Origin of the sequence: Stenotrophomonas beteli (genome assembly GCF_001431665.1) — a bacterium.
GTDB classification, from domain to species: Bacteria; Pseudomonadota; Gammaproteobacteria; order Xanthomonadales; family Xanthomonadaceae; genus Stenotrophomonas; species Stenotrophomonas beteli.
The window spans coordinates 1-26,889 of the sequence record NZ_LLXV01000013.1; the positions used below are offsets into that span (position 1 = coordinate 1).

Consider the following 26,889-nt stretch of genomic DNA (forward strand, 5'->3'; position numbering starts at 1 on the left):
AGGGGCAGGGGCAGGGGCAGGACGCCAAGGCTGACCTGAAGACCCGCAAGGCCGACCGCATCCGTGAGATCGCTGCCGATGCGCAGGCTGCGTTCAACGCGACCATGGCCAAGCCGCACGGCCTGCTGTCCAAGTGCACCGTGCTGAACAAGCCGCGGCTGAAGGCGGTCGAGAACGCTCTGCCGACCGTGCGCCAGCTCTGCCAGCAGCTATTCGGAAGCGAGCGGGTGACGCCCCAGTTCTGGAAGCTCTACTTCGAATCCGCGGCCGATGATGATTTCTACTCGGGCCGGGTGAAGGGCGGCCCAGGTCATGAGACCTACGTTCCCGACTTCGAAGTCCTGCTGCGCGAGAAGACCATCGCCAAGCTGGCCGACCGGGCGCTGTCCGAGGTGGTCCAGTGAACGCGGCCCGTGACGAAGTGAGCCGCCTGTCGGGCCTGTACGGCGACCAGCAGGCCCTGCGCCTGCCGCCGCACAGCATCGACGCCGAGCAGTCCGTGCTGGGTGGGTTGATGCTGGTCAACCGGGCGCTGGTCGAGGTACAGGACGTTCTGGTTGAAGGCGACTTCTATCGCCGGGACCACCAGCTGCTGTGGCGCTGCATCCTGCAGCTGGCCGAGAAGCGTCAGCCGTTCGATGCGGTGACTATCGGCGAGTGGTTCGAGGCTGCCGGCCAGCTGGAGCTGGTGGGCGACGGTGCGTACATCATTGAGCTGGCCAACAACACGCCGTCGGCTGCGAACGTGCGGGCCTATGCCGAGATCGTGGCCGAGAAGGCGAAGCTGCGTGCGCTGATTGATGCTGGGCACGACCTGATCGACGCGGCCTACAGTCCCGAGGGTCGCAGCGCGCTCGACCTGATCGGGCATGCCCAGTCCCGAATCGGTGGGCTGCTGGACAGCGAGCCGTGCGACCTGGAGCCGGTGGCACCGGTGATGGCGCGCGTTTTCGACCAGCTTTCCCACGCCGCCGAAACGGTCGATGGCATCACCGGTCTGTCCACCAGCATGGAAGACCTCGACCAGATCCTGGACGGGCTGCTGGGCGGGCGCCTGTACGTGTTGGCGGCGCGGCCGAAGATGGGAAAGACGACCCTGGCGCAGAACATCGCCGAGCAGGTGGCCCTGCGTGCGGGCAAGTCGGTGGCCTTCTTCAGCTTCGAGATGAAGCCAGAGGAACTGGGCAAGCGCATGCTGGCCAACCTGGCCGGGGTGAGTGGCGGCAAGCTGCGGTCGGGCAAGCTCGACAACGCCGACTGGCAGAACGTCACCCTCTGGACCCGCAGGATCGGCGAGGCGGCAATGCGCATCAGCCGGCCGCGCATCGCCAAGGTTCAGCACGTCTGCGCCCAGGTCCGCCGCATGAAAGCGCAGGACGACAACCTGGTCCTGGTGGTGATCGACTACCTGCAGCTGATGCACGTCTCTGGGGACAACCGTGCCGCAGGCATCGGCGACATCACCCGTGCGCTGAAGCTCCTGGCCAGCGAGCTGGACATCGCGGTGCTGCTGCTGAGCCAGCTCAACCGCGACCTGGAGAAGCGCACCGGGGACAAGCGCCCGATCGTGGCCGACCTCCGCGACTCCGGTTCCATTGAGCAGGACGCCGACGCGGTGATTTTCATCTACCGCGACGAGATCTATCACCCCGACAGCCGTTGGGCTGGCACGGCCGAATTGATCGTGGCCATCCAGCGCGACGGTGCGCCGGGCATGGCACGCGTCGCCTATGCGCCGGAGTATTTCCGGTTCTCCAACCTGCCCGAATGGTGGGAGCCGAAGCAGACCAGCGCGTCGGCACCGGCTGCTGGGTCCGCGCCGAGGGCTCGCCGAGGGCTCGCCGCCGCGTTGCCGATGGGGGATCGAGAATGACCCTGACCGCTGCAGCGAAGAAGATCCGCGCCAAACGTGCGCGCCGCCCGATCTACCTGGTGGTGGCCAAGCTGGTCGACCCGAACACCGGCGAGCTGGTGGGCGCCCTGGTCCCGGCCAATGCCGTCGACCAGCGCCTTCTGCGCGATCGCAAGTTCCGCGTGGGCCGGGAGATCCGCGGCGAGCTGAAGCAGCCGCGCGAGGAATGGCAGCACCGCCTGATCCACAAGATCGGGCACCTGATGGTCGACCACGTGGAGGGCTGGGAGCAGCTGGACGCCCACGACGCGGTGAAGCGACTGCAGCTGGACGCCGACGTGTGCTGCGAGACCGTGGAAATGGACGCCACCCCGGTGATTGCCGCGGTGCTGGACGCATGCGAGGCGCTGCTGGGTGCAGGCGCTCGCAAGGTGCTGGCCGGAGTGCTGCCGGAGATCCGCACGATTCCGGTCAAGCGCGCCGAGAGTCTTGCATTCGACGAGATGGAACAGGCCCGGTTCCAGGAGCTGTTCGACGGCCTGACCGAGCACATCGGCCACCGCTACGCCCACGTGATGCTCGACGGCGTGCGCGCCGAGTTCTGGAACATGGCTGGGCAGAACAGGAGGGTTGCGTGATGCTCGCTTCAAATGATGATTCGCTAGCGGCCCGAGTACTGCTTGTCGATCTCTCTCACTGCCTTCAGGCAATCACTAGCCTGATTCACGTAAATGTCAAGCGAAGCAACGCACTTCTTGACATCGTCGGGGCTTGGTTTGCTAGGCAATTGTCCAACTGCGTCGGCCGCTTGGGCAACGATCTCACCCACGGTGAACATCCAGATGGCGAGCCGGTGATCTGGGATTTCATGGATTGGAGTGGAGGACAACGCTGTCGAGATGACATCGAGGCGCCGTCTGTCGGCTTCACTGATGAGACAGGTCGTGGCTTTGTCTCGAATGACATTTCTGTAGCCGATCAGGTGATCAGCGGCCATTTGGACGGTCCCGCAGATTGCGCCAATCTGCTGCACCTTTACTCGTTCGTGTTGCTTCTTCGCTATGTAGGAAGCCCCGAGGATTGCCAGCGCGGACAAAAGCGCCTGAGCCCAGGAGGCGGCAGACGACCACCAGCTCAGTGGCTGGCAAAGGATCTGAAATGGGTAGCAGTAGAGGGGCTCAGCCATTGCTCTTGCCTGTCCGTGGTGGAGGCTGAAGCATGAAGCGCGGCCGCTCTACCGGCAAGCCGACTGTTGCCCAGCAGCAGCGGATGGACGCCATCGCCGAAATCGGCTGCATCGTCGCCCATGGCTTGGGCATTGACCTGGGCGACAGGCCTATCCCGGCTGAAGTGCACCACCTGACGGTCGGAGGCAAGCACGGCGCCAAGCGCCGTGGCCACGATTTCACCATCGGGCTGAACCCCTGGTCCCACCGCGGCGAGCCATTCGGCGGCATGTCCGCTGCCCGGTGCGAGGAACTGTTCGGTCCGTCCTACGCCCTCCAACCCCGCAAGTTCCGCCAGGAGGTCGGCAGCGACGACTACCTGCTGGACCTGCAGAACACCCTGATCGAGAAGCACATGAAGGAGACCCGCCAATGGCAAGCCGCCTGACGTTCGGCATTGACCCAGGCCTGACCGGCGCCATCGTGACGCTGCTCGACGGAGAGCCTGGCCCGATGGTCGACATGCCGGTGATGGATGGGGAGGTCGACGCGCGCGCGGTCGCGGCGTTCCTCCGGCAGCAGCGGGACGCTAACCCTGGCGCGCTGATCGCAGTGGCCTTGGAACGGATCCACGCCCGGCCGATGCGCAACGGCGAGGGCAAGGCCATCGAGGGATCGGTGGCCAGGCACAACTTAGCGGAAGGCTTCGGCCAGCTGAAGGCAACCGTGCGGCTGCTGGGCATGCAGCTGTTACTGGTCCAGCCATCGGTCTGGAAGCGACGCTTCGACCTGTCGGGGAAGGGCAAGGACGCGGGCCGTGTGCTGGCTATCCAGCGTTTCCCCGCTGCGGCGGTGCAGCTGCAACGGAAGAAGGACAACGGCCGGGCAGACGCGCTGCTGATTGGTCTGTACGGCGACAGCCTGATCAGGGGTGGCGCATGACCACCGCCGAGGCCCGCACCCGTAAGCGATACAACGCCTACCTGCGCCGGCATGGCGTCTGCTCGGTCTGCACCATGCGGGAGCGCGGGAGCAGCCCGGCGCACTGCCAGCGCCGGCCGGACCGGCAGGGCAGCTGCGACACCGACGGCCTGCTGCCGGTGTTCCGATTCGACGAGAACGTGCTGAAGGGGATGCGCGATGGCGACTGACGACTACCTGGTGCAGCAGCTCCGGGCCTGGGGCCATGCGCAGGCCAACCGGTTCGCGCTGACTTACGCCGACCGCAGCACGCACGTGCTGGAGAAGGCCCGCGACCTAGCGCCCGGCACCCGGGAGCGCGCCCTGCGCGACCTGGTGGGCCGAGACGGGTCCAGCCGCAGGCGCTTCATGGCCGACCGCAGCGGCGTTGAGGGCATGGGCATGCTGCCGGCGTGGGCGGTTGATCCGGTGCGGTCGACGAACGATGCCGACAAGCCACACGACAACCCCGAGATCGCCGTCGACGTTGGTATCCCCGACGAACTGCGGTGGGTCGAGCAGGCGCTGGCGTCGATGATGCGCCAGTACCCGCTGCGTGCCCTGGTGCTGCACACCGAGTACACGGTGTCGGCCAGCCAGGCGGTGAAGGCACGCATGGTGGCGGAGAAGTACGGCGGCACGCTGTCGGTCTGGCAGTACCGCCGGGAGTTGCAGCGCGCCGTAGATTGGATCTCTGGCGCGCAGGCGTCTGCGGCTTAGGGAACCAGCGCACCAACCGCTTTCTTCACCGCAAGCTGAGCCTTGATGGCTTCGCCCTCGTCGTCGTAGCCACCGTCAATGTGCTGACCGCCTGACAAATAGACGCGGACGATGTAACGGTTCATCTTCAAATGGTCGCCTTGGTCGAACACAGCTGAAACGGCAGAGACGTGTTCGATGCGAATGTTGTAGCCGCCGAAAAGGAAAAACATCGGAAAGTCCGTTTAGTTGAGGTCCGCACTTCTTACGCGGACGGCCGGCTGTTGACAAGTTGCACAAGGAAGTGCCCTAATTCTGCAACTGTCAAGAATTGTCCCTGAAGCCCCGGCCCTGCGTCGGGGCTTCTGCGTTTCCGGGACTGCGCTTCCTGCGGGCGTAGGCCAGAGGTCCAGGCTGCCGGGCTCATAACCCGGAGATTCGCCGGTTCGAATCCGGCCCCCGCAACCATCCACGCCCGTCCACCCTCACCGGACCAATTCGCCGAGCCTGCCGGGCTGCGGTGACGGGCACCTATCGACCAATCGGGGAGGGCGTCATGCCGAACCGGATCAACCATGGAACCGACATGCGGGGAGAAATCATTGACGCGGTGGGGACCGCAGCCCTGAAGGTCACGCCGCCGGTAACGGTGGCCACGGCCGTCGCATCGGGGTTCACCCTGGACAAGGCGGTGCTGGTGCTGACTGCCATCTACCTGGTGGGCCAGATCGGCTACCTGGTGTGGAAGTGGATCCGCGAATGGCGCCAGGCGCGCCGCGGCGGGGTGATCGGGTGAAGGGCAAGGTAATCGGCGGCAGCGTCGCGGGCGTCGTGCTGCTCGCTGCCGGCGCGCTGGTGAAGCCGTGGGAGGGCTACTCGCCCACGCCGTACATCGACATGGTGGGCGTCGCCACGCACTGTTACGGCGACACCAGCCGCGCGGACAAGGCGGTCTACACCGAGCAGGAGTGCGCCGAGAAGCTCAACAGCCGCCTCGGTAGCTACCTGACCGGCATCAGCCAGTGCATCAAGGTGCCGCTGCGCGAGCGCGAGTGGGCCGCGGTACTGAGCTGGACCTACAACGTAGGCGTCGGCGCCGCCTGCCGCTCGACGCTGGTGGGCAGGATCAACGCCGGCCAACCCGCCGCGGCCTGGTGCCCGGAGCTGGACCGCTGGGTGTATGCCGGCGGGAAGCGCGTGCAGGGCCTGGTGAACCGCCGGGCGGCGGAACGGGCGATGTGCGAGGGCCGATCGTGAACCGCATCGCCATCGCGGTAGCAGCCTTCGTTCTTTGGTCCGTCGCCATGGTCGGCGTTGGTTGGGCCTGGCGCAGTGACCGTGCAGAGGGCAGGGAGGCCACCCAGCGCGCCGCCGGCGCCGAGGCAGTCGCCGCCCAGGTGAACCAGACCCGTGCCATCGAGCATGCCCAGGCCGAGACACTGGCCGCCATTGGAGCGAAGCATGAAGAAGACCGCACTGCGGCCGCGACCGTCCCTGCTGCTGTTGTGGCTGACCTGCGCGCTGGGCGTCTCCAGCTGCGCGACGACCTCGCCACCTGCAGCACCAGCCTCCTGTCCCAAGCCGTCGCCGGCGCCGTCGAACGTGATGCGCACGCCGAACTACGAGCAGAGGTTGCGGGAGCTGCTGTTCAAATCGGCCGCGACGCCGACGACCACGTCCGCGCCGGCCAAGCCGTGATCCGGGCGGACAGGGGCCAACCGTGAGCAACGTCCTGCAGCTCATCCCGAACAACGCGCTGGCCGTGGACCAGCACCAGCTTGCCGCGCGCATCCGGGAGTTCGCTGACCGCATCGAGGCCGGGCAGTTCGGGGACGTGGAGAAGGTGGCCCTGGTGGTGGATTGCGCAGGCGGCGTAGATCACCGCGTCTATGGGCGGCAGTGCAGTGCCGCAGAGCTGGTCGGGCTGCTGGAGTGGTCCAAGGCCCGGATCATCAGGGGCGACTACTGATGGCACGCCCCAGCAAGTACAGCCAGCAGCTGGCCGACGCGATCTGCGACCTGCTGGTGGATGGCAAGAGCCTGCGCACGATCTGTTCCACGGCGAAGATGCCGAGCCGTTCCACGGTCATTCGTTGGTTGGCTGAGGACGAGGCATTTCGCAACCAGTACGCGCGTGCACGCGAGCTGCAGGCGGACACGCTGGCCGAAGAGATCCTCGACATCGCCGACAAAGCGGTGCTGGGCGAGCGGCTGAAGAAGGACGGCAAGGGCAAGGTGCTGGAGCGACAGACAGGCGACATGGTCGAGCGCTCCAAGCTGATGATCGATGCCCGGAAGTGGTACGCCGGCAAGCTGCAGCCCAAGAAGTACGGCGAGCGCGTTGCTCTGGACCACGGCGTGCAGGACAACCTGGCCGACCAACTGAGGGCCGCCCGTGAGCGCGCAGCTGGCCGCGAGTCCTGAGCAGCAGCTGGTCGAGGCGATCGGCTCGTTCCAGCACGACCCGCTGGGCTACGTGCTGTTCAACTTCCCGTGGGGCGTCAAGGGCGGCCCGCTGGATGGCAAGAAGCTGCGCGCCTGGCAGCGCCGGCAGCTGGAGAAGGTTGGCAGGAAGCTGCAGGCCGGGGCTGCTGATGCTGGCGAGGTGATCCGCCAAGCGGTCGGCTCAGGCCACGGCATCGGTAAGTCCGCACTGGTGGCGATGCTGATCAAGTGGGCCTTCGACACGTTCGAAGACACCCGCGGCGTGGTCACGGCCAATACCGACAACCAGCTGCGCACCAAGACCTGGGCCGAGCTGTCGAAGTGGCACGGGATCAGCCTCACCAAGGACTGGGCAACGCTGACCGCCACCGCGCTGATCAGCAACGCCCCGGGCCACGACAAGACCTGGCGCATCGACGCGGTGCCGTGGTCGCAGAACAACACCGAGGCCTTCGCGGGCCTGCACAACGAGGGCCGGCGCATCCTGCTGGTGTTCGACGAGGCTTCGGCCATCGCCGACAAGGTGTGGGAAGTGGCCGAGGGCGCGCTGACCGACCAGGGCACCGAGATCATCTGGACCGCGTTCGGCAACACCACCCGCAACACCGGCCGCTTCCGCGAGTGCTTCCGCCGGTTCAAGGCCAGCTGGGACACCGAGCAGATCGACAGCCGCACCGTTGAGGGTGTGAACCTGGTCGAGGCCGAGCGCATGGTGCGCGACTACGGCGAGGACAGCGACGTGGTGAAGGTCCGTATCCGAGGCCTGTTCCCGTCGATGTCAGCCCGCCAGTTCATCGCAGAGGCGGACGTGGCTGCAGCCTACGGGCGACACCTGCGGCCCGAGCAGTACAGCTGGGCGCCGAAGATCCTCACGCTGGACCCGGCGTGGGAAGGCGACGACGAGCTGGTGATCGGCATGCGTCAGGGCCTGGCCTATCGGCAGCTGCGCACGCTGGCCAAGAACGACAACGACATGGCGGTGGCGGCGATCCTCGCCCAGTTGGAGGACGAGCATCAGGCCGACGCTGTGTTCGTCGACGGCGGATTCGGCACCGGCATTGTGTCCGCAGGCCGAACCATGGGCCGCGACTGGCGCCTGGTGTGGTTCTCCGGCGAGTCGGGCGACCAAGGCTGCCTCAACAAGCGCGCCGAGATGTGGAAAGCCTGCCGCGACTGGCTTAAGGAAGGCGGTGCCATCCCTGAAGACCCGCAGCTGCGCGACGAGCTGCAGGCACCGGAAACCGTGCCGCGCCTCGACGGCAAGCTGCAGATGGAATCGAAGAAGGACATGAAGCGCCGCGGCCTGCCGAGCCCCAACCGGGCAGACGCCCTGGTGCTGTCGTTCGCATACCCCGTGATGCCCCGGCCGCGCTTCCCCGATGGGTCGCCGATGGAGCATCGCGACCACGCCGACCAGCAGGCCGGCGAGCCCTACAACCCGTTGTCCTGAAGGAATCCCCATGTGCAACTCCGCCCCGAAGGTGAAGCCGGTGGCCGCAGCGCCCGAAGTGGCGCCCGAGTCCATCGACGATGCCGCCGTGAACGAGCGTGACCGCGAACGCCAGCGGCAGCGCCTGCGCTTCGGCGCCAGGTCGACCATCCTGGCCGGTGACACCAGCTCGGCGATGCCCACCGCGTCGGTCAAGACGGCTCTGGGTGCCTGACGCCATGTGCACCTCGCGCCAGATCATCGATCCGGGTGGCCTCCTGTTCGGCGACAAGACCGGCAAGTACGCCGACCCGCTCGGCATCACCAAGACCGCCGTGGGTGATCCCACTGGCCGCGTGCGCCGCGCTCGCAAGGAAGCGGAGGACGAGCGCCGCACCTACGCCAGCAGCGGCGCGTCCTCTGTGGCGTATCGATCGCTGGCGCCGACCACAACCGCGCTGGGTGGAACGGCTCCGCGCAACACCGTTCTGGGGGGAGGCTGATGGACATCGCGAAGCTGCAGGCGCATTGCCGGCGCCGCAAGACCGCCTTGAAGGAGGCGCAGAACGACTGGACGCCGCTGTGGCGCCAAACGTCGGAGTACATCGACCCGACCCGCGGCCGCTTCTACGGTGACCAGGACGACAAGCCGCGTAAGCGCAACTGGGCCAAGGTGATCAACAGCACGGCCACCGATGCGCTGGGCGTGATGGCCGCCGGCATGATGTCGCACATGACGCCCAAGGCGCAGCCGTGGTTCAAGGTGACCACGCCTGACCCGGCCATTGCCGAGCTGTTCGGCGTGCGCGTGTGGCTGGACGATGTCGCCCAGCGAATCCGCGACACCTTGGCCAGCAGCAACTTCTACAAGGCCATGCCGGTGGTCTACGCCGAGGACGGCATCTTCGGCGTTGCCCCGCTGCTGGTGCTGGAAGACTCGCGCGAGGTGGTCCGCTTCTACGCGCTGACCGCCGGCAACTACGCCGTGGGGCTGGACGACCAGGGGCGGGTCGACTCGCTGTGGCGCCGCTACCCGAAGACGGCGCGGCAGCTGGAGGAACGCTACGGCGCAGATGCACTGCCGTCAGTCGTGCGCGATGCCCTGCCCAAGAGCGGCGACCAGAAATTCTGGGTGGAGTCGCTGATCGAGCCGAACCCGGACCAGCGGCCTGGCATCGGCCCGCTGGGGCTGCAGGCGCCGCGCTTCCGGCCGTACCGTGAGGTGGTTTGGATCGACGGAGTCGCTAACGGCCAAAACGGCGTGATCGACATCGGCGGCCACTACGAGGCCCCGTTCGTCGTGGCCCGCTGGAACCCCGTCGCGGAGGACATCTACTCGTCCTGCCCGGCGATCAACTGCCTGGGCGACATCAAGCAGCTGCAGTATCTGGAAGGCGAGAAGCTCCGCCTTATGGAGCAGATGTCCGATCCGACGCTCGCTATGCCGGAGAGCCTGCGCCGTACTGGCGGTGCGCGGTTGCGTAAAGGTGGCCAGGTGTACCTGCCGCAGGACGCAGCGAACGCCACGGTAGCGCCGGTCTACATGCCCGACTCGCGCGGCCTGGCGCAGATCCGCGAGGAAATCTCGGTCGTCGAGCAGCGGATCCAGCGAGCGTTCTTCTACCAGCTGTTCCTGATGCTGGAGGCGCTCGGCGACAAGACGGACCGCACCGCCACCGAGATCGTCACCCGCAAGGAAGAGAAGGCGGCAGTGCTGGCGCCGACGCTGGAATCCATCACCGACGAGGTGCTGGACCCGGTGGTCGTTCGGGTGTTCCGTCTGCTGGAGCGTGCAGGCCGCATCCCCGATCCGCCGCAGGTGCTGGCCAATGTGCCTCTGAAGATCGAATACACCAGCATCCTGGCGCAGGCTGCCAAGGCAGCAGCGGTCGGGTCGATTGAGCGCACCATGACCTTCGTGGCCAACGTCGCGCAGGCCACCGGTGACCCGTCCGTGATGGACAAGCTGGACAGCGACCAGGTGGTCGACGAGTACACCGCAGCTGTTGGCGGTCCTGCTTCGATCATCCGTAGCGACGACGCAGTGGCCAGGATCCGCGCAGACCGCGCGCAGCAGCAGCGCCAGCAGCAGCTGGCAGCGTCTGCCCAGCCCATGAAGGACGCCGCGCAGGCGCTGAAGACGGCCAGCGACACCGTGCCAGAGGAAGGATCCGCGGCGCAGGCCCTGATCGATGCCATGCAGGGTGCGGCATGAAGCGCCCCGGTATGGACCCACGGGAGGAAGAGCAGCGCCGCGTGGCCGAGCACATCGCGGACCTGCAGGACAGCCAGCTCCGCGAGGACGCGCGTGCAGTGCTGGCCGATCCAGCCGGGCGCCGGCTGGTGTGGCTGTTCATTCAGGCCATGGATGTGGATGACAGCGCGTTCAACACCAACGCGATGGCGCAGTCCCGAAAAATCGGACGGCAGGAGGCCGGCCAGTGGTGGCTGCGCCTCGTCCGTGACAGCTGCCCGGAGCGCGAGGCACAGATGCGCGCCGAGGCCAACAGTGCAATGAAGCGGCTGCAATCGCAGCTGCAGCAACCCGAGGAAATCAACGATGTCGACTGACAACGCCAACACTGCCAGCAACCCCAATCCTGGCGCCGGCGATACCACCACCACGACCGAAACTCCGCAGGTTCCCGGCAGCAGTGCGCCGGCGGGGACCGATGGTGGCGGCAGCGGTGGCAACGCTGCGGGCAACGATGGAAAGCCGAACGAGGGTGAAGGCGGCGGTGAAGCCGGCAAGCCCGGGGACGGTAAGACCAGCGCGGCACCGGAGCAGTACGGACAGTTCAACCTGCCGGAAGGGTTCACCCTGGAAGGCGATCGACTGGGCGCGGCTACGCAGTTCTTCAAGGCCAAGGGCTGGACGCAGGAGCAGGCGCAGGAGGCCGTCGACCTGTATACCCAGATGGCCGGACAGGATGCGGCGGCGATGCAGCAGGCAGTGGAAGCGCAGCGCCTGCAGCAGATCGAGCAGTGGGGGACGGAAACCAAGCAGCAGCTGGGCGCAAAGTACGACGAAACCGTCGGCCTGGCCACCACTGCGGTGAAGGCCATCAACGACCCCGAGCTGACCAAAGCGTTCAACGAGCAGGGCTGGGGCAACCACCCGGCCATGGTCAACGCGTTCGCCTTCATGGGCCGATTCCTCCGTGACAGCAAGATCGACGGCCTGGGCGGCACCACCGCGTCTGGTCCGAGCGCTTCCAGCGACCCGAAGTCGATCCTCTACGGCGGCTGATAGCCGCCACGCAATACCCCATCAACCAGCCGCCGCAAGGCGGTTTTTTCGTATCTGGAGAGACCAACAATGTCGACCATCGGCAACACCTACCTGACCCTGGCGGACGTGTTCAAGCGCACCGACGCCGACAAGCAGATCGCTGCGGTGATCGAGCTGCTGGCGCAGGACAACCCGATCCTGCAGGACATGATCGTCAAGGAGTGCAATGACGGCACCACCCACCTGACGACCGTGCGCACCGGCATCCCCGAAGCCACCTGGCGCATGCTGTACCAGGGCGTTCAGCCCACCAAGTCGACCACCGCCCAGGTGCGCGATGCCACCGGCATGATCGAAGCCTGGAGCGAGATCGACGAGAAGCTGGTGCGCATGACCGGCGACTCGGCCGGCCTGCGCCTGTCCGAAGCCCAGGCATTCCTCGAAGGCCTGAACCAGGGCGTGGCCACCTCGATGTTCTACGGTGACCAGGCTACCTCGCCGGCGAAGTTCACTGGCTTTGCTCCCCGCTTCAACAAGATCGCCACCAGCGGTTCGGGCGCCCAGATCGTCGATGCAGGCGGTACCGGCTCCGACAACACCTCGATCTGGTTCATCGTCTGGGGTGAGAACACCGTCCATGGCCTGTACCCGAAGGGCAGCAAGGCCGGCATCGATCGTGAAGACAAGGGCAAGCAGACCAAGACCAACGCGGATGGGTCGATCCTCGACGTGGTCCGCGAAAAGTTCCAGTGGGACATTGGCCTGTCGGTTCGCGACTACCGCTACGTTTCCCGCATCGCCAACATCGATGTGTCCGACGTGAAGGCCGGAAACGTGAAGCTGTACGACTTCATGCGCAAGGCCTATTACAAGCTGAAGCAGCGCCGCGTGATGGGTGGCCGTGCGGCCATCTACCTCAACACCGACATGCTGGAAGCGCTGGACGCGCTGGCCACCAATGGCGGCACCACCGACAACTTCGTGCGCCTCACCCGCAAGGAGATCGAGGGCGAGGAAGTGCTGACCTATCGCGGCATCCCGCTGCGCGAGTCGGATGCGCTGCTGAACACCGAAGCCCGGGTCGTCTGATCCGCCGCCACTGAATCGGGCGCGCGGGCTCCGGCCCCGCTCCCTACCGCAACCCAAGGAGCAAACCACCATGATCTTCGATCAGCAGAACCTGTTCTCGAACGCACAGTCGGTGCTGGCGAGCGCAGTGTCCACCAACGTCATCGACCTGGGCGCCACCGGCACCGTGCAGGGCGAGGGCGCCCCCATCAAGCGCGACATCGGTCCGGGTATCCCGATCCCGCTGCGCGTCCAGGTCGTCGAGGCATTCAACAACGCCACCAGCCTGCAGGTTGAGCTGCAGGTCTCGGCCACCGAGAACTTCGCCGCACCGGTTGTCGTCGGCTCGCAGACCAAGCTGCTGGCCGATCTGGCTGCCGGTTCGGTGTTCGGCGGCCTGTACTACGTGCCGCGCGGTACCAACCTGCGCTATGTCCGCCTGAACTACACCCTGGTGGGCACCGCGCCGACCACGGGCAAGGTCACTGCGGGCATCGTCGCCGGCCACCAGGAGAACAACCTGTGACCGGCCTGCGCGTGCGCGCGACCCGGCGCGGCTTCTTCGGGCAGACCCGCGAGGCGGGCGACGAGTTCGAGATCGCCAGCAAGGAACAGCTGGGCTCCTGGATGGAGCAGATCGGCGGCGAGGCCGTGGCCGAGAAGTCAGCGCCGCCGGCGGCCCCGTTCCTGGCCCGCAACGCTGACCTGATCAAGGCGGACCTGGCCGGTCTGGAGGTCGAGCAGTTGGTCTCCTACCGCGAGCAGGAAGCTGCCGCCGAGAAGCCCCGCAAGGGCGTGATCGAGGCGATTGACGCGGCCGTGGCCGAGAAGTCGGCGAACGCCTGACGGCAACCACCGGGGGCGCCTTCGGGCGCCCCCACTACCGGAGCGGCACATGAAGCTCGTATCCATGAAGAAAGATGGCAGCCACGACCACGGCTGTGACTGCTGCGCAACGGCGCCGTCAGGTTGCAGCGAGCCTGACTACCCATGGGGGCTGCGCATCAACTTGGACGAAGACCAGATCGCAGCACAGGGCATCAAGCAGCTGCCGGCGTCTGGTGCACAGGTCGCCATTGAGGCGATCGCGACCGTGGTTTCGCTCGGAGAGGAAACGCGCGATGGCAAGGTGCATCGCCGTTTGGAGCTGCAGATCACCGACATGGGGCTGGCAGCCGCGAAGGGCCCGAATCCCAGCGAAGTGCTGTACCCGAACGGTGAGGGCTGACCCATGACGTCCCAGGTCCAAATCTGCAACCTGGCCCTGGGCAAGCTGGCCCAGGACATCACGATTACCTCGCTGACCGAGCGCTCGAAGGAAGCGCGCGTGTTCTCGCGCCTGTGGGAGCCGATGCGCGACTTGGTGCTGGCCGACCGGCTGTGGCCGTGGGCGATGAAGGCCCAGCGCCTGGCCGTCGCCGCTGAGGCACCGATGCCGGGTTGGGAGATCCGCTACGCTCGTCCGGCGGATTGCATCACCGTGCTGACCATCACCGACGACCATGGCATGCGCGCTGGCCGCCGCCTGTCGCGCTGGTGTGAGCCGCAGTTCCGCCAGTGCCACGGCATCCAGTTCGAGCAGGCGATGGGCACTGACGGCACGTCGCTGCTGTGCGATCAGGCCGAGGCCTATCTGATCTACGTCGCGCGCGTGGAAGACCCGGAGCGCTACCCGGCGCACTTCGTCGATGCCCTGGCCTGCAAGCTGGCCGAGGAAGGCGCGCCGACGATCATTGGTGCCAACGGGTTCTCCAACAAATCTGGCTTGAAGCAGCTGTACCAGCTCGCGCTCAGCCAGGCCGCGGCGCATGACTTCAACGAGGCCGACGAGGACGAGCGCCAGCCGTCCATGGCCCAGATGGCGAGGGCCTGACCATGGCACGTCTGCTGCAACCGAGCATGTCCGGCGGTGAGTTGTCGCCCGGGCTCCAGGGGCGCGTCGATATGGTGCGGTACGCCATCAGCCTGAAGCGGTGTCTGAACGTCATCACCAAGCCCACCGGCGGCGGAGAGAAGCGGCCAGGCTACCTGTTCCGCGGCGGTGCCAAGCACAACGACCGCGCCACCCGCTTCATCCCGTTCATCTACTCGACAACGGTCAAGTACGCGATCGAGCTGGGCGACGGTTACATGCGTTTCTGGGTGGGCGGAGCGCTGCTGCGCAATTGGGCAGGGGACATCGTCGAGGTGGCCACGCCATACACCGGCGAGGACATCTATAAGGTGCGGCACACGCAGTCGGCGGATGTGCTTTTCCTGGTGCACCCGTGGATCCCGCAGAAGGAGCTGCGCCGCCTGGCCGTGGATCAGTTCGAGCTGCGCGACTTCGAATACCGGCGTGGCCCATTCCGCCCGTTCAACAACGACGAGGCCGCGCTGCTGGCCGTGTCCGGCACCCAGGGCGTGGTGACGGTGACGACCAACGTTCCGACCTTTACCGCGGAGATGGTCGGCTCGCTGCTGTACGCCGAGGAAAAAGAACTGCGCTCGGTGAAGCCCTGGGTGGCGGCGGAGAAGAAGGTGCCGCTGGGTGCACTTCGCCGAAGCGACCAGAAGGTCTACCGCTGCGTGAGCGTCCCTGTGGTGACCGGCCTGGCCGGGACGCCGTACTACGTCTGCGGCAGCGTGCGCCCCGTGCACGACAGCGGCCGAGCGTTCGACGGCCCGCAGGACGTGAAGTTCGACAACGTCAACGACTACGCCGTCGGGGTCGAATGGGAATACGTGCACGGCGGGTTCGGCATCATGAAAATCACTGCCTTTACCAGCCCGTTCGAGGTCACCGCCACGGTGATCGAGCGGATCCCCGACAGCATCGTGGGCAACGTACCGCCGCCGGTGGCAGGTCCGTGGACCTTCAGCGGCGACGGCACCACGAAACAGTTCCCCATCCCTGGCGCGACCAGCAGCAGCTACCTGGACTACCAGGTCAAGATCGATGGCGTGCCGGTGCAGTCCAATCCGTACTACCCGGGCGGCAGTGGCACCGGCGGCACCAGCGGTGGTGGCATCGGCCGCGGCGGCAGCGTCGCGCAGGAGGTGCAGTGATGGCACAGGGCTGGACGATCGATCCCGGCGCGGACCTGATCAATTTCTACGAGGCGCCGCCGACCGGCACCAACAACATCGTGGTGACCCAGTACGCGGCCGGCGCTGTCGGCGGCACCGACGTCTGGGCCGTCGGCGCCTGGTCCTATCGCTATGGCTACCCCGGGGAGGTCGAGTTCTTCGGCGACCGCCTGTGGTTCGCTGGCAGCCCTGGCGATCCGCAGACAGTGTGGGCGTCGAACATCGGCGATTACCCCAACTTCGGGCGCAGCTCGCCGATCGTCGACAGCGACGCGGTGTCGTTCACGATCAACGCGCGCCAGGTGAATGCGATCCGCGACCTGGTGCCGCTGGACAGCCTGCTGGTGCTGACGACCGGCGGCGAGTGGAAGGTCACCGGAGGGCAGGACGCTGTGGTGACGCCCAGCACGATCGGGATCAAGCCGCAGTCCGCCTACGGCACCGGCGACCTGCAGGCCCGCGTGCTGGGCGAGTCGGCGGTGTTCCTGCAGGCACAGGGCCAGCGCGTGCGCGATCTGGCCTATCAATTCGAAAAGGACGGCTTCCGCGGTAACGAGATCAGCATCTGGGCCGACCACCTGGTGCAGGGCTACACGTTCCGCGGCATCGAATACAGCACGGCGCCCTGGCCAATCCTGTGGATGCCGCGCACGGACGGTGTGCTGATCGGCTGCACATACATGCCCGAGCAGGAGGTCACCGGCTGGCACCCGCATGAAACCGACGGCGAGGTGTTGGACGTCTGCTGCTTGCCCGGCGAGATCGAGACCGAGGTCTACCTGCTGGTGCGCCGCTTCATCAACGGCGAATGGGTCCAGTACGTGGAGCAGATGGCCCCGACCCGGTACGACGATCCGCTCGACTGGAAGTACGCCGACAGCCTGCTGACCTACGACGGCCGGCGCCCGAACGGCTCGCCCATGACGCTGACCAGCACCGATGGGTGGAACGAGGGCGCCGTGATCACCGCAACCACCGGCGCCGCGATCTTCAGCGGGGCAGGCGACGTGGGCAACATCCTGCGGCTGGCCATTGGCGACGAACACGTCCGCGTGCGGGTCATGGCCTATGTGTCGCCCACGGTCGCGACGGTGGAATCGATTGGCGCGGTGCCGCTGGCGCTGCGCGGCGTCGCTGTGCAGGACTGGACCTACCAGCGCTCGACGATCGCCGGTATGGGCCACTTGGAGGGCAAGACCGTGGTGGCCCTGGTCGACGGCAACGTGCAGAAGGACCTGCAGGTGATCGACGGCAAGGTGCAGCTGCAGCGCCCGGGCGGCGTTGTGCACATCGGCCTGCCTTACACCGCCCACATCGAGACGCTGGAGGTCAATGCCAACGGCGGCGACCCGCTGCGCCCGATGAAGAAGCTCGCCTTCGAGGTCGCGCTGCTGGTGCGCAACACCCGCGGCGTCTACGTCGGGACCACGCTGGACACGCTGGACCCCATTGCACAGCGCGATTTTGAGGACTACGACGAGCCCACGGCCCCGTACACGGGCGTCCTGCGCAAGAACATGTCCTGCCGGTGGGGCGTGGACAGCGGCCATTTCCACATCATCAGCGACGACCCGCTGCCGATGGAGATCCTGTCTCTGATGCCCCAGGTGGTGGCGTCCGAATGAAGATCACCGCAGAACTGGTACCGGCTGAGGCTGGACACATCGAAGTGATCGCGGCCGCAGCACGGCCCGCAGACGTGGTCGAGCTGTGGGCATGCGCCCGCACCACGCCGGCGGAGGCCCTGCAGCGTGGCTTGGCCGGGAGCGCTGAGGCGTGGACGGCGACGGTGCGCGGCGTGCCGGTGTGCATGTTCGGGGCGACCCCTTACTCGATCCTCGGCGGCATCGGTACGCCCTGGATGGTCGGCTCGACGGGGCTCAACCCGCTGTCGGTCCAGAAGGAACTGCTGCGCCTGTCCCGCCCGGCGCTGGCCCGAATGCAGCAGGCATTCCCTTCGATGCTGTTCAACGTTGTCGACCAGCGCAACGAGGCCGCGCAGCGCTGGCTGCATTGGCTGGGCTTCCACTTCCTCGCGCCGGTGCCGGTCGGACCGGACAGCGCCCCTTTCCTTCCGTTCTACTGGAGCGCATAACGTGTGCAATCCCGCAATCGCCCTTCTGGCGGCCACCGTTGTAACCGGTGCATACCAGGCCGACCAGCAGCAGAAGCAGGGCAAGGCCAACGCGCAGATCGCCGAGAACAACGCGGTGCTGGCGCAGCAGGACGCCGACGCCAGCAACGCCCTGGCCACCCGCGAGATGGAGCAGCAGTCCTGGCGCACGCGCATAGCGCTCGGCCAGCAGCGCGCTGCCATTGCCGCGAACAACCTCGATCCCACGCTCGGAACCCCCGCAGAGATCCTGGGCGAGACGGCCATGTTCGGCGAAGTCGATCAGCAGACGATCCGCATGAACGCCGCACGGCAGGCCTGGGGCTTCAGCGCACAGGCCCAGAACCAGCGCACGCAGGGCGAGCTGGCGCGCTGGAGCGGCAATGCGCAGGCGACCGGCACGATCCTGGGCTCGCTCGCCAGCGCCGCGAGCATGGGCATTGGAGGCATGAGCCGGGCGGGCGGTGCTGGCGGCGGTGGGAACCTGTCATCCCAAGCCAACAGCATCACCATGCGCAACAACGCGCGCATTTCGCGCGGCTGGGGGCTGTGACATGGCAACCCTGATCCCACGCACCAGCGGGCCGCAGGTGCAGGCCGAGCTTGGCCCCCAGGTCCGCAACACCGCCCAGGTCGACCTGTCGCCAGCCATTCATGCAGCAGGCCAGGTCGGGCAGGCCGCGGCGCAGATCTTCCAGCAGCAGAAGGATCGATCGGATCTGACTGCTGTCATGCAGGCTCGCCGGGAGCTATCCGAGTGGGAAGGAAGTGCATTCAATCCCGCCAATCCCGATGGTGTGGCGAAGTACCGTGGAAAGGACTCGCTGCTCGCTCCAGACGCGTTGCTGGGGGATCTTGACAAAAGGTCAGGGGAGATTAGATCACGACTCACTGCCGACCAGCAGGCCCGCTTCGATCAGGTCGCGTTCTCCTTCCGTGACACCGTGCAGACCCGCCTCAACGGATACGCAGAGCGTCAGTATTCGATGTTCGAGGAGGCTGAGAACAAGGCCGCCATCGATACGGTTGGGCAGGACGCTGTTCGCGCAGGCCTCGCCGGGGACTTCAACCTGGCCGAGACCAGGCTGCAAGAAGTCATCGGCATCGCGATGGCCTCTTACCAGAAGCAGGGGTACGGCCCTGAGGCGCTGAAGGCCGGCGAGCGCGGGATCGTCTCCAGCGTCCGCAAGCAAACAATCATCGGCATGGCCCTGCAGGACCCGTTCGCTGCCGAAGATCTCTACGACCGATACGCGGATCAGTTGACCCCGACAGATCGCGCGATGGTAGAAAGGGAGCTAAGGCCGTACGTGGAGGATCGCCAGGCCGATGCCGATGTGGACGCGGCCGAGACGGGTAATCGTGCGATTGCCGAGCGAGCAGATGCCGCCGGAGTGCAGACACAGTTTGCATCGCTGGGAGCGCAGCACGGATTCAGGACCACCAGTGTCACGCGATCGGAGGAAGAGAACCGTCGCGTAGGTGGCGTGGCTAACAGTCAGCACTTGGAAAGCCGCGGCACAGCCCGAGACTGGTCGGTTAAGGGGAAGAGCCAAGAGCAGATCGATGCGTTCGTGGCAGACCTACGAGCAGCTGGGTTTCAAGTAATCACCGAGCCGCATGGAACCGGCCCGCATATTCATGCGGAACTGCCATCGACGCGATCGACCAGGGAGAATCCGACAGCGGGCCTTGTCGAGCCAGGAAACATCGATCTTGCCAAGCGACCGGTGGTGCGCAATGCCGATGGAAGCATCAGCACGGTGCGATCCATCTCGTTCGGCACCGACAAGGGTGAGGTGTTGATCCCGACGGTCAGCGATGACGGGCGCGTGCTCTCTGACGATGACGCCATCGCGTTGTATGAGAAGACCGGCAAGCATCTGGGGGTTTTCAAGACCCCCGAGCAGGCTACGGCCTACGCCGAGTCCCTGCACAACGATCAGGCAGATATGTACCTGGGCGGGCCACGGTCGAAGGGCGATGTTCTTGCCTATATCGATGGTCTCGCCGACCCTCGCCGGCGCCGTGCGGCACGGCAGCGCTATGGAGATCGATTGGCTGTCGCCGAGGCCCGCCGTGCAGAGCAGGATCGGGACGTCTCCGAGTCCATCAATTTGGCCGTGGAGAACGCCGACCCGAACAGCGGGGCAAGCCTGCGGCAACTGCTGGGCCGGAACTACACGCGTGCAGCAGAGCGCGGTTGGATCCCGTCGCTCGAAGCCCGCTGGAAGCAGCGTCAGACCGGCCAGGCCGAAACCAGCAGTCCCACCACCGTTCTGGCTATGGATGAAGCGGTGTACCGCGCGTCCCTCGGCGGCGAGCCGGCCCGCGTCGCCCTGACCCACTTCAACCCCTACGACCCGAACCTGCAGCTGTCCGCGTCCGACCGGAAGCGGTATGCCGACGCCCAGCTGAAGCTGCTCTCGGGCAAACCCGAACAGACGGCCAGCGTTGCCAGCGAGGCCGAGTTCAATTCGGTCGTGAAGCAGTACATAACCACGACGATGGGGATCGATGCGAGCAAGATCGGCGGAAAAACACCTGATGGAATGAAAGCTTGGCAGTTCACCGTGGACATGCGCCGCTGGGCCGAACAGTTCGAGAATGAGAAGAAGCGCAAACCAGGATTTGACGAAGTAACCAAGCAGGCTGACTTCCTGACCCTGCAGGGCACTGTCGAGAGGCCTGGACGGCTGTGGGGGACCAACACCGAGACCTATCGGGTACAGGACCTCAACATCCCGGCACCTGATCGCATCCAGATCGAGGAAGCGCTCCGCGCTGCTGGCAAACCTGTCACCGCCGACAACATCAACAAGCTCTGGCTGGGGAAGAAATGAACAATCCGTACTCTGCGGCAGCTGCTGCGCTCCCCGACGACGCGGCCACCAAGACTGCGTCAACTTCCAATCCCTATGCAGAGGCGGCTCGCGGTCTCCCTACCGATACTGGTAGGGCAGTGGTTGGCGCCGGCCAGTTCTCGCCTGACGCCATCGCCATTGCACAGCGACAGTCCACCAGCCTGGGCGTACCGGCCGACGTTCTGGCGCGCAACCCGGAACAGGCGGCGCGCATGGAGTTGCAGCGCAAGATCGAGGGCGTTCGCGAGCGCAACCCTGCCTTGGCCGACTGGCTGGAAGATCCTCGCCGACTGGGCTTGGTGAAGGATGAGGTGGACGGCGTCGAGAAGTTCGCCGGTACGCTGTCCAAGCCAAAGCAGCAGGACTGGGCGCAGGAGCTGCTGGCCAACATGGTCTCCACCGGCATCGGCGTGTACGGCCATGCCAACCGGGCACGCACCGGCAAGTCCACGCCCGAGGACGTTGAGTCGTCCACTGACGTCCTGCGGTCCCTGCCGGCCGGCGCCGTGCGTGGTATCGGTATGGCAGTGGGCGGTGTGGGTGAGACCTACAACCTGGGCGAGCGCACCTTGGATCGCGGCCTATCGGGTGTCGGCGTGCCCAGCGGCGGCGGCCCTGCCCGTAGCGACGTGCCGATCTGGCTGCGGCCAGGCGACTCGTTCGTCGGTACCGGTCAGTATCTGAAGCAACTGGCCGACTGGATCGCCCCACCGAAGCAACGGCAGACGTTCGGAACACAGGTAGCCGAAGGCGTAGGCCAAGTCGGTCCGATGGTCATCCAGAGCATCTACGCCCCGCAGACCCTGCCGGCCAGCACCTACGGCATGGGCGTGGACCAGATGGCGGACGCAGTTCGCGAGAAGGGCGCCTACGGCACCGGAAGGGGTGATTTGGCCATCGCCACCGGTGGTCTGGCGCAGGGTGCCCTGGAGCGTCTCGGCATCGAGCGGCTGGTGGAGCGCCTGCCGCCGAACATTCGTAGCAGCACGATGCGCTACATCGCCGACATCAGCATCGCGGCGGCGACCGAGGGAGCGACCGAGGCGGGGCAGCAGGTGGCCCAGAATGCGGCGCTGCAGGCGTTCGTGGACCCGAAGCAGGCCCTGACTGAGGGAGTCGCCGACAACGCGGCACAGGGCGGCGCTGTGGGCGCGATCGTTCGAGCGCTGCTGGGAATCCCCGGCGTGCCGCGGTCGCGCACGCGCGCCGCCGCTGAGCAGGTGCAGAGCATCATCGGGTCTCAGGATGCCAACGCCGAACTGGCAGCAGCAACCCAGGCGGCAGCAGAGTTGAAGCTCGGCGCCCGTTCGCCGGATGACATGCGGGCGATTGTTCGGCAGCTGGTGGGCGAAGACTCGAACCTGTACCTGGACGCCGAGCAGGCCCAGACGCTGTTCCAGTCCGCCCCGCAGGTGCTTCAGGATCTTGTGGGCGGGCAGGAGGCCCTGGCCGAGCAGATGGCGACCGGCCAGATCACGATCTCCAAGGCGGACTGGATGGCCGCTGTTCCGCAGCTACCGAACTGGAGCGAGATCCTTCAACACACGCGAACCACGCCGGAAGGTCTGTCGCCGATCGAAGTGGAAGGACTGGATGTCGAAGCGATCGCCCGGGAACTGGGCGTGCAGGACGAAGGGCAGGGGGCCGCAGATTCCGCGCAGGTCGATGCCGACGGGGTCCGGCAGGCCGTCTTGGCGCAGCTCTCTGCCACTGAGCGATACACGCCGGCGCAGGCGGACAGCCAGGCGCGGCTCTGGCAAGCGGTGTTCGGTAGGTTGGGGGAGGTGACCGGACAGGACCCTATGGCCTTGTACGAGCGGTACTCCGCGGGCATCCAGATCGCTGATGCTCCAGCAGAGGCAGGCGCACCGCGCACGCTGATGCAGCGGAGCATGGATGCGCTGCGCAGCCTATTCGGCCGGCCACAGGTGGCCACCGACGGCCGCGGCCAGCAGACCATCGAGCGTGATGGCAACGCCTACGTGCAGCGCGCCGGGCAGTGGTTGCTGGCCGACGATCAGGGCCAAGCCCGAGACTTCCTGACGCTGGATCAGGCGCGCACGGAAGCTGAGCGCACCGGCGGCGAGATTGTGCAGGACGACCCGATCGACGGTCAGCGGCAGACCTGGAGCGTGGCGCTGCCGGACACCGCTGCGCGCGAGGTGCTGGCCGGGGACATCCTGTTCCAAGGCGGTGCCGCGCCGCGCGGCCAGATCCAGATCGGAACCGACCGAGCGATGCAGATCAGCCTGTTCAAGGGCGCCGACCTGTCCACCTTCCTGCATGAATCCGGGCACTTCTTCCTGGAGGTCTACCGCGACCTGGCCGCAGCAGAGGACGCATCGCCGCAGATCCGCTCCGATCTGGATGCCATGCTGAAGTGGTTCGGCGTTGAGTCGGCGGAACAGATCGGTGTCGACCAGCACGAACAGTTCGCCCGTGGCTTCGAGGCCTACCTGGGCGAAGGCAAGGCGCCCACGCCGGAGCTGCAGTCGGTGTTCAGCCAGTTCAAGCAGTGGATTCTCGGCGTCTACCGCAGCCTGCGGAATCTGGACGTGGAGCTGACCGACGACGTGCGCGGCGTGTTCGACCGCATGCTGGCCAGCCAGGAAGAGATCGAAGCGGCACAGGCCCGGGTGGGGTTCGAGCCGATCGCGCGGGACCTGGCCGAAGCGCAGGCGCTGGGCATGACCGAGCGCCAGTTCGCCGATTACCAGGCGCAGGTCGCTGCGGCGCGGGAGCAGGCCGAGGCCGACCTGATGGCGCAGCTGCAAAAGGCCGATGCCAAGGCCCGAAAGCAGTGGTGGAAGGAAGAGCTGGCCGCAGTGCGACGGGAGGTTGCTTCGGATCTGAACGTCGATCAGACCGAGCGCCTGGCGCTTGCACTGTCTGGCGCTGAAACCTTCCCAGATGGAACTCCGATACCAGAGTCCCAGCGCGTCCAGCTGGACCGCGAATCGCTGGTCGAAGGTTGGGGAGAGTCGATTTTGCAGCCGTTGAAGGGGCTGTACCGCGACGAAGGTGGCGTGTCGCCTGAGATGCTGGCCCCGCTGCATGGCTTCGACTCGGCCAATGCGCTGGTGGACGCCCTAGCCACCAGAACGCAGTTGAGCCAGAGAGTGCGGGAGGAAGCTGACACCAGGATGCGGGAACGATACGGCGATCCCATGATCGATGGTTCGCTGCCGGAGAAGGCAATGGAAGCGGTCCACAACAGTCGGCGGATTCGGCTGTTGGAGCGGGAACTTGCGATTCTTGCCAATCTGGCGGAGCAGCCACGTCCGAATCGCCGCGAGCTGAAGGCTGTGGCCGAGGCGGTGATCGATCGGAAATCCTCGCGACAACTGCGCCCGAACGCCTATCTGGCAGCGGAGCGTAATGCGGCCCGGGCTGCAACCGCAGCAGCGACCAAAGGACGATTCGGCGAGGCACTGCTGGCCAAGCGTCAGCAAGCCCTGAATGCAGCACTGTATCGGAGCGCGATCGAAGCACAGAAGCGCCTAAGTCGCATCGAACGCGCAGCGACGCAACTGACCCGCACGCCTGGACAGGAACGTCTCGCCAAGGCAGGAAGTGGCTTCCTCCCCCAGGTCAACGGTCTGCTGGCGGCGTATGGTTTCGGCAAGGAAGCGCCCGGCGATTCCCGGGCCCTGGCGGACTGGGTCGAAGGGCTGCAGGACAGTGGTGAGGTCACGGCGGTAGGCGATGCGGTCATTGCACGGCTGGACAACCCCACTGAGTTTCGCGACGTGCCGTTCGCAGAGGCTCGGGAGTTCGCCGAGGCGATCAAAAACCTGTCCCATTTGGCCAGCCGGCAGAACCAGCTGCTGGCCGGCGCACGGAAGGCGGACAAGGCCAGCGCCATCGCGGAGATGCTCAACCGTTCAACATCGGTGCTGGGCGAAGCCAGAGAGTTCGTTGCTGCCGATGACCTTCCGGCAGGTGCCCGGGCAGCAAGGACTGCAAGTGGCTTGCTTGATGACATCGATCGTCCTGAGTCCATCCTGGAGAAGCTCGACGGCGGAGAAACTGGGCCGTGGCACGACTTCATCTGGCACGCGCAGGAACAGGCTGAGTCCAAGAAGAGCGAGCTGATGCAGCGTGTTGGTACCCAGCTGAAGCAGCTGCACGTTGGCCTGCCGAAGAGTTGGGAGGACAACCTGCGGCAGGTCGTGACCTTCAAGGGTGTTGCGATGACCCGTCGGCGGCTGATCGGCATGGCCCTGAACCTGGGCAACGCCGGAAATCGGCAGCGCTTGATGGAAGGGGGCTTCACCACCAGTACCAGGACGATCCTGCTGACCGAAGGCGACCTCAACTCCCTGGCAGCAATGCTAAGCCCTACCGAGTTGCGCTATGTCCAGGGCATGTGGGATGCCATCGGTTCGATGCGTCCCGACATTGAAGCCCTGAACGCACGGATGGGCGGTGTGCCGGTCCAGTTCGTGGAGGCGGTGCCGTTCGACGTGCAAATGCCTGGCGGGGAAGTCGTTCACATGGCCGGCGGCTATTTCCCGCTCGCCTATGACTCAACCCGCTCTGTGGTCGGCGACGTTCAAGCGAGCGAGGACGCCATGAAGGTGCTGATGGCTACCGGTGCAGGCCGGGCGGCCACCAGCAAGGGTTACGTGAAGGGCCGTGCCGAGACCGTCAAGGCAGCGCTGAATCTGGACTATGGCCTGGTCGTGAATCGACACCTTGATCAGGTGATGACTGACCTCGCCTATCGCGAGGCGGTCCGCGATGTGCACATGCTGCTGAACGATCCGCGCATCAAGAACTACGTGAGCTCCCGCTTGAGCCCTGCAGCGCTGCGCTCGCTCACCGGTGGCCTGGCCTATTCCGTGGTCGGCAGTACCGAGGCCGCTGGCAACGTGGCCAAATGGCGCGCGTTGGGTGATGGGCTGCTGGCCAACATCACGGTTGCTGCACTGGCGCTGCGGCCGGACATCGCACTCGGAAACTATGGTTCGGCATTGGTCCAGGGCATCGACAGGTCAAGCACGTCTTCGGTGCTGCGATCGTTCGCGAAGTTCCAGACCCATCGGAACGAGCTGACCCGGGAGATCGTCGAAAAATCGCCTTTCATGGCGGCAAAGCTGCAGGAGGTCGATCACATGTACGCCACCACCATCGGCAAGATCCGCGGTGATCGATGGAAGGGAGCGCATGCGGGCTACACCCGCTTGATGATGACGCTGCATCGCTTGGCGGATGCTGACGTGTCGCGCGTCGTCTGGCTGGCTCGCTACGAGACCGAGCGTCGCAAGGGGACGCCTGATGTCGACGCGGTGAAGCTGGCCGACAAGGCCATCCGCATGACACAGACGGCCACTGGGAAGAAGGATCTCTCAACCTTCGAGCGTGATCCGGCGTTGCGGCAGACCCGCCAGTACATGGGCCCGATGTTCGTCATCTTCGGCAGGCTCCGCGCTGCGACTGAAGGCAGCGGTGCATCGCGCGAAGGATCGGCACGAATCGCCTCGTTGTTCCTGCAGTGGGTACTGGCACCGACGGTGTTCGCATTGCTGGCCGGCCGCTTGGCTGACGACGATGACAAGGACGGCGAAAAGGACTGGGTCACCTGGATGGTTACGGAAGTAGGATTGTTCCCCTTGCAGACCCTGCCGCTGGTGCGCGATGTTGCATCGATCGCCGAGTCTCTGCTGGCGAATCGGCCACCGAACGCTCGTAGCGCACCGCTGGCGACTGCGATCAACAACATGGGCAAGGCAACGAAGCGCATCGCCAAACGCTGGGACAGTGGTAAGTCCTTCGGCGACAGCTGGGACGAGTACACCGTGGACTTGCTGCAGTTGGCCGGCCCGCTCGTCGGTGCGCCGTCCACCCAGGCCAGGAAGTGGGACAAGGCGTACAAGGAAATCTGGGACGATCCGGACACTGGAGCGCTCGAACTCACCCAGATGGCGGTCTACGGGGAGACCCCGTTCTACGCCGACGGGGAGGTGCTGCCCGACAAGAAGAAGTAGGG

Annotated in this window: 31 protein-coding genes and 1 tRNA gene; 31 read left to right on the forward strand and 1 reads right to left on the reverse strand. The window is 66.0% G+C overall.

Going from position 1 to position 26,889, the window contains the following annotated elements:
• From ARC23_RS20955 to ARC23_RS00750, 8 genes are all read left to right on the forward strand, one after another.
• A partial coding sequence (locus ARC23_RS20955) for a hypothetical protein (RefSeq protein WP_160321646.1) occupies positions 1–404 on the forward strand: 404 nt, incomplete at its 5' end.
• Positions 401–1,873: a replicative DNA helicase gene (gene dnaB / locus ARC23_RS00720; protein WP_057495447.1), complete on the forward strand. Its 1,473-nt coding sequence runs from the start codon at positions 401–403 to the stop codon at positions 1,871–1,873. The genes ARC23_RS20955 and dnaB, both read left to right, overlap by 4 nt.
• Positions 1,870–2,490: a hypothetical protein gene (locus tag ARC23_RS00725; protein WP_057495448.1), complete on the forward strand. Its 621-nt coding sequence runs from the start codon at positions 1,870–1,872 to the stop codon at positions 2,488–2,490. Before dnaB ends, ARC23_RS00725 begins: the two co-directional genes overlap by 4 nt.
• The gene (locus ARC23_RS20640; protein ID WP_152985174.1) at positions 2,487–3,074 is read left to right on the forward strand and encodes a hypothetical protein; all 588 of its coding nucleotides are present in this window, start codon (positions 2,487–2,489) and stop codon (positions 3,072–3,074) included. Before ARC23_RS00725 ends, ARC23_RS20640 begins: the two co-directional genes overlap by 4 nt.
• A complete protein-coding gene (locus tag ARC23_RS00735) occupies positions 3,071–3,466 on the forward strand; it encodes a Ref family recombination enhancement nuclease (RefSeq protein WP_057495450.1) in 396 nt (131 codons plus the stop codon). The genes ARC23_RS20640 and ARC23_RS00735 overlap by 4 nt, the downstream gene beginning before the upstream one ends.
• Positions 3,451–3,960, forward strand: a complete 510-nt coding sequence (locus ARC23_RS00740) for a RuvC family protein (RefSeq protein ID WP_057495451.1) — start codon at positions 3,451–3,453, stop codon at positions 3,958–3,960. The genes ARC23_RS00735 and ARC23_RS00740 overlap by 16 nt, the downstream gene beginning before the upstream one ends.
• Positions 3,957–4,169: a hypothetical protein gene (locus ARC23_RS00745; RefSeq protein ID WP_057495452.1), complete on the forward strand. Its 213-nt coding sequence runs from the start codon at positions 3,957–3,959 to the stop codon at positions 4,167–4,169. Before ARC23_RS00740 ends, ARC23_RS00745 begins: the two co-directional genes overlap by 4 nt.
• Positions 4,159–4,698 carry a hypothetical protein gene (locus ARC23_RS00750; RefSeq protein WP_057495453.1) on the forward strand — a complete coding sequence of 180 codons (540 nt, stop codon included), beginning with the start codon at positions 4,159–4,161 and terminating at the stop codon, positions 4,696–4,698. Before ARC23_RS00745 ends, ARC23_RS00750 begins: the two co-directional genes overlap by 11 nt.
• Here the strand turns inward: ARC23_RS00750 and ARC23_RS00755 are convergent.
• A complete protein-coding gene (locus ARC23_RS00755) occupies positions 4,695–4,910 on the reverse strand; it encodes a hypothetical protein (protein WP_057495454.1) in 216 nt (71 codons plus the stop codon). The two genes, ARC23_RS00750 and ARC23_RS00755, sit on opposite strands and share 4 nt — an antisense overlap.
• Before the next feature lie 156 nt (positions 4,911–5,066).
• Here ARC23_RS00755 and ARC23_RS00760 point away from each other — a divergent pair.
• The 23 genes from ARC23_RS00760 to ARC23_RS00870 all read left to right on the forward strand — a co-directional run bounded on the left by ARC23_RS00760 (position 5,067) and on the right by ARC23_RS00870 (position 26,887).
• Positions 5,067–5,145, forward strand: a tRNA-Met gene (locus ARC23_RS00760).
• Between the two features lie 118 nt (positions 5,146–5,263).
• A complete protein-coding gene (locus ARC23_RS00765; protein WP_049438770.1) occupies positions 5,264–5,473 on the forward strand; it encodes a hypothetical protein in 210 nt (69 codons plus the stop codon).
• Entirely contained in the window at positions 5,470–5,934 is a 465-nt protein-coding gene (locus ARC23_RS00770; RefSeq protein WP_057495455.1) for a lysozyme, read from the forward strand. The genes ARC23_RS00765 and ARC23_RS00770 overlap by 4 nt, the downstream gene beginning before the upstream one ends.
• Before the next feature lie 204 nt (positions 5,935–6,138).
• Positions 6,139–6,375, forward strand: coding sequence for a hypothetical protein (locus ARC23_RS21365; RefSeq protein ID WP_080392982.1), 237 nt, complete (start codon positions 6,139–6,141; stop codon positions 6,373–6,375).
• 22 nt (positions 6,376–6,397) lie between these two features.
• On the forward strand, positions 6,398–6,646 hold the full coding sequence (locus ARC23_RS00780; protein WP_057495456.1) for a hypothetical protein: 249 nt from the start codon (positions 6,398–6,400) through the stop codon (positions 6,644–6,646).
• Positions 6,646–7,101 carry a terminase small subunit-like protein gene (locus ARC23_RS00785; protein ID WP_057495457.1) on the forward strand — a complete coding sequence of 152 codons (456 nt, stop codon included), beginning with the start codon at positions 6,646–6,648 and terminating at the stop codon, positions 7,099–7,101. The genes ARC23_RS00780 and ARC23_RS00785 overlap by 1 nt, the downstream gene beginning before the upstream one ends.
• Positions 7,073–8,572 carry a hypothetical protein gene (locus ARC23_RS00790; protein WP_057495458.1) on the forward strand — a complete coding sequence of 500 codons (1,500 nt, stop codon included), beginning with the start codon at positions 7,073–7,075 and terminating at the stop codon, positions 8,570–8,572. The genes ARC23_RS00785 and ARC23_RS00790 overlap by 29 nt, the downstream gene beginning before the upstream one ends.
• Positions 8,573–8,582: 10 nt before the next feature.
• Positions 8,583–8,786 (forward strand): hypothetical protein, encoded by a 204-nt coding sequence (locus ARC23_RS00795; protein ID WP_049438775.1) that lies wholly within the window; start codon positions 8,583–8,585, stop codon positions 8,784–8,786.
• On the forward strand, positions 8,779–9,054 hold the full coding sequence (locus ARC23_RS00800; RefSeq protein ID WP_152985175.1) for a hypothetical protein: 276 nt from the start codon (positions 8,779–8,781) through the stop codon (positions 9,052–9,054). Before ARC23_RS00795 ends, ARC23_RS00800 begins: the two co-directional genes overlap by 8 nt.
• Complete coding sequence (locus ARC23_RS00805) at positions 9,054–10,766, forward strand: portal protein (RefSeq protein ID WP_057495459.1); 1,713 nt, start codon at positions 9,054–9,056, stop codon at positions 10,764–10,766. The genes ARC23_RS00800 and ARC23_RS00805 overlap by 1 nt, the downstream gene beginning before the upstream one ends.
• Positions 10,763–11,122, forward strand: a complete 360-nt coding sequence (locus ARC23_RS00810; protein WP_152985176.1) for a hypothetical protein — start codon at positions 10,763–10,765, stop codon at positions 11,120–11,122. Before ARC23_RS00805 ends, ARC23_RS00810 begins: the two co-directional genes overlap by 4 nt.
• Entirely contained in the window at positions 11,112–11,801 is a 690-nt protein-coding gene (locus ARC23_RS00815) for a hypothetical protein (RefSeq protein WP_057495461.1), read from the forward strand. Before ARC23_RS00810 ends, ARC23_RS00815 begins: the two co-directional genes overlap by 11 nt.
• Before the next feature lie 69 nt (positions 11,802–11,870).
• The gene (locus tag ARC23_RS00820) at positions 11,871–12,872 is read left to right on the forward strand and encodes a major capsid protein (protein WP_057495462.1); all 1,002 of its coding nucleotides are present in this window, start codon (positions 11,871–11,873) and stop codon (positions 12,870–12,872) included.
• Positions 12,873–12,942: 70 nt separating this feature from the next.
• Positions 12,943–13,377 carry a Bbp16 family capsid cement protein gene (locus ARC23_RS00825; protein ID WP_057495463.1) on the forward strand — a complete coding sequence of 145 codons (435 nt, stop codon included), beginning with the start codon at positions 12,943–12,945 and terminating at the stop codon, positions 13,375–13,377.
• Complete coding sequence (locus tag ARC23_RS00830; RefSeq protein WP_057495464.1) at positions 13,374–13,697, forward strand: hypothetical protein; 324 nt, start codon at positions 13,374–13,376, stop codon at positions 13,695–13,697. The genes ARC23_RS00825 and ARC23_RS00830 overlap by 4 nt, the downstream gene beginning before the upstream one ends.
• A gap of 64 nt (positions 13,698–13,761) precedes the next feature.
• Positions 13,762–14,079, forward strand: a complete 318-nt coding sequence (gp10, locus tag ARC23_RS00835) for a capsid staple protein (protein ID WP_203226330.1) — start codon at positions 13,762–13,764, stop codon at positions 14,077–14,079.
• 3 nt (positions 14,080–14,082) lie between these two features.
• The gene (locus tag ARC23_RS00840) at positions 14,083–14,724 is read left to right on the forward strand and encodes a hypothetical protein (protein ID WP_057495465.1); all 642 of its coding nucleotides are present in this window, start codon (positions 14,083–14,085) and stop codon (positions 14,722–14,724) included.
• Between the two features lie 2 nt (positions 14,725–14,726).
• Positions 14,727–15,899, forward strand: coding sequence for a phage tail protein (locus ARC23_RS00845; RefSeq protein ID WP_057495466.1), 1,173 nt, complete (start codon positions 14,727–14,729; stop codon positions 15,897–15,899).
• Positions 15,899–17,545 (forward strand): phage tail protein, encoded by a 1,647-nt coding sequence (locus ARC23_RS00850; RefSeq protein ID WP_057495467.1) that lies wholly within the window; start codon positions 15,899–15,901, stop codon positions 17,543–17,545. The genes ARC23_RS00845 and ARC23_RS00850 overlap by 1 nt, the downstream gene beginning before the upstream one ends.
• Entirely contained in the window at positions 17,542–18,015 is a 474-nt protein-coding gene (locus ARC23_RS00855; protein WP_057495468.1) for a hypothetical protein, read from the forward strand. The genes ARC23_RS00850 and ARC23_RS00855 overlap by 4 nt, the downstream gene beginning before the upstream one ends.
• A gap of 1 nt (position 18,016) precedes the next feature.
• Positions 18,017–18,586: a hypothetical protein gene (locus tag ARC23_RS00860; RefSeq protein WP_057495469.1), complete on the forward strand. Its 570-nt coding sequence runs from the start codon at positions 18,017–18,019 to the stop codon at positions 18,584–18,586.
• Between the two features lies 1 nt (position 18,587).
• Positions 18,588–20,876, forward strand: coding sequence for a D-Ala-D-Ala carboxypeptidase family metallohydrolase (locus ARC23_RS00865; protein WP_057495470.1), 2,289 nt, complete (start codon positions 18,588–18,590; stop codon positions 20,874–20,876).
• Positions 20,873–26,887 carry a hypothetical protein gene (locus tag ARC23_RS00870; RefSeq protein ID WP_152985177.1) on the forward strand — a complete coding sequence of 2,005 codons (6,015 nt, stop codon included), beginning with the start codon at positions 20,873–20,875 and terminating at the stop codon, positions 26,885–26,887. The genes ARC23_RS00865 and ARC23_RS00870 overlap by 4 nt, the downstream gene beginning before the upstream one ends.
• Positions 26,888–26,889 lie beyond the last annotated feature (2 nt).

Excerpts from the sequence above, each read along its gene's own strand:
- ARC23_RS00845 (WP_057495466.1), top strand. The coding sequence starts at position 14,727 with ATGGCACGTCTGCTGCAACCGAGCATGTCCGGCGGTGAGTTGTCGCCC.
- ARC23_RS00735 (WP_057495450.1), top strand. The coding sequence starts at position 3,071 with ATGAAGCGCGGCCGCTCTACCGGCAAGCCGACTGTTGCCCAGCAGCAG.
- ARC23_RS00850 (WP_057495467.1), top strand. The coding sequence starts at position 15,899 with ATGGCACAGGGCTGGACGATCGATCCCGGCGCGGACCTGATCAATTTC.
- ARC23_RS00745 (WP_057495452.1), top strand. The coding sequence starts at position 3,957 with ATGACCACCGCCGAGGCCCGCACCCGTAAGCGATACAACGCCTACCTG.
- ARC23_RS00820 (WP_057495462.1), top strand. The coding sequence starts at position 11,871 with ATGTCGACCATCGGCAACACCTACCTGACCCTGGCGGACGTGTTCAAG.
- ARC23_RS00870 (WP_152985177.1), top strand. The coding sequence starts at position 20,873 with ATGAACAATCCGTACTCTGCGGCAGCTGCTGCGCTCCCCGACGACGCG.
- ARC23_RS00765 (WP_049438770.1), top strand. The coding sequence starts at position 5,264 with ATGCGGGGAGAAATCATTGACGCGGTGGGGACCGCAGCCCTGAAGGTC.
- ARC23_RS00825 (WP_057495463.1), top strand. The coding sequence starts at position 12,943 with ATGATCTTCGATCAGCAGAACCTGTTCTCGAACGCACAGTCGGTGCTG.
- ARC23_RS00805 (WP_057495459.1), top strand. The coding sequence starts at position 9,054 with ATGGACATCGCGAAGCTGCAGGCGCATTGCCGGCGCCGCAAGACCGCC.
- ARC23_RS00740 (WP_057495451.1), top strand. The coding sequence starts at position 3,451 with ATGGCAAGCCGCCTGACGTTCGGCATTGACCCAGGCCTGACCGGCGCC.
- ARC23_RS00785 (WP_057495457.1), top strand. The coding sequence starts at position 6,646 with ATGGCACGCCCCAGCAAGTACAGCCAGCAGCTGGCCGACGCGATCTGC.
- ARC23_RS00810 (WP_152985176.1), top strand. The coding sequence starts at position 10,763 with ATGAAGCGCCCCGGTATGGACCCACGGGAGGAAGAGCAGCGCCGCGTG.
- ARC23_RS21365 (WP_080392982.1), top strand. The coding sequence starts at position 6,139 with ATGAAGAAGACCGCACTGCGGCCGCGACCGTCCCTGCTGCTGTTGTGG.
- gp10 (WP_203226330.1), top strand. The coding sequence starts at position 13,762 with ATGAAGAAAGATGGCAGCCACGACCACGGCTGTGACTGCTGCGCAACG.
- ARC23_RS00855 (WP_057495468.1), top strand. The coding sequence starts at position 17,542 with ATGAAGATCACCGCAGAACTGGTACCGGCTGAGGCTGGACACATCGAA.
- ARC23_RS00755 (WP_057495454.1), bottom strand. The coding sequence starts at position 4,910 with ATGTTTTTCCTTTTCGGCGGCTACAACATTCGCATCGAACACGTCTCT.
- ARC23_RS00840 (WP_057495465.1), top strand. The coding sequence starts at position 14,083 with ATGACGTCCCAGGTCCAAATCTGCAACCTGGCCCTGGGCAAGCTGGCC.
- ARC23_RS00795 (WP_049438775.1), top strand. The coding sequence starts at position 8,583 with ATGTGCAACTCCGCCCCGAAGGTGAAGCCGGTGGCCGCAGCGCCCGAA.
- ARC23_RS00815 (WP_057495461.1), top strand. The coding sequence starts at position 11,112 with ATGTCGACTGACAACGCCAACACTGCCAGCAACCCCAATCCTGGCGCC.
- ARC23_RS00725 (WP_057495448.1), top strand. The coding sequence starts at position 1,870 with ATGACCCTGACCGCTGCAGCGAAGAAGATCCGCGCCAAACGTGCGCGC.
- ARC23_RS00865 (WP_057495470.1), top strand. The coding sequence starts at position 18,588 with ATGGCAACCCTGATCCCACGCACCAGCGGGCCGCAGGTGCAGGCCGAG.
- ARC23_RS00750 (WP_057495453.1), top strand. The coding sequence starts at position 4,159 with ATGGCGACTGACGACTACCTGGTGCAGCAGCTCCGGGCCTGGGGCCAT.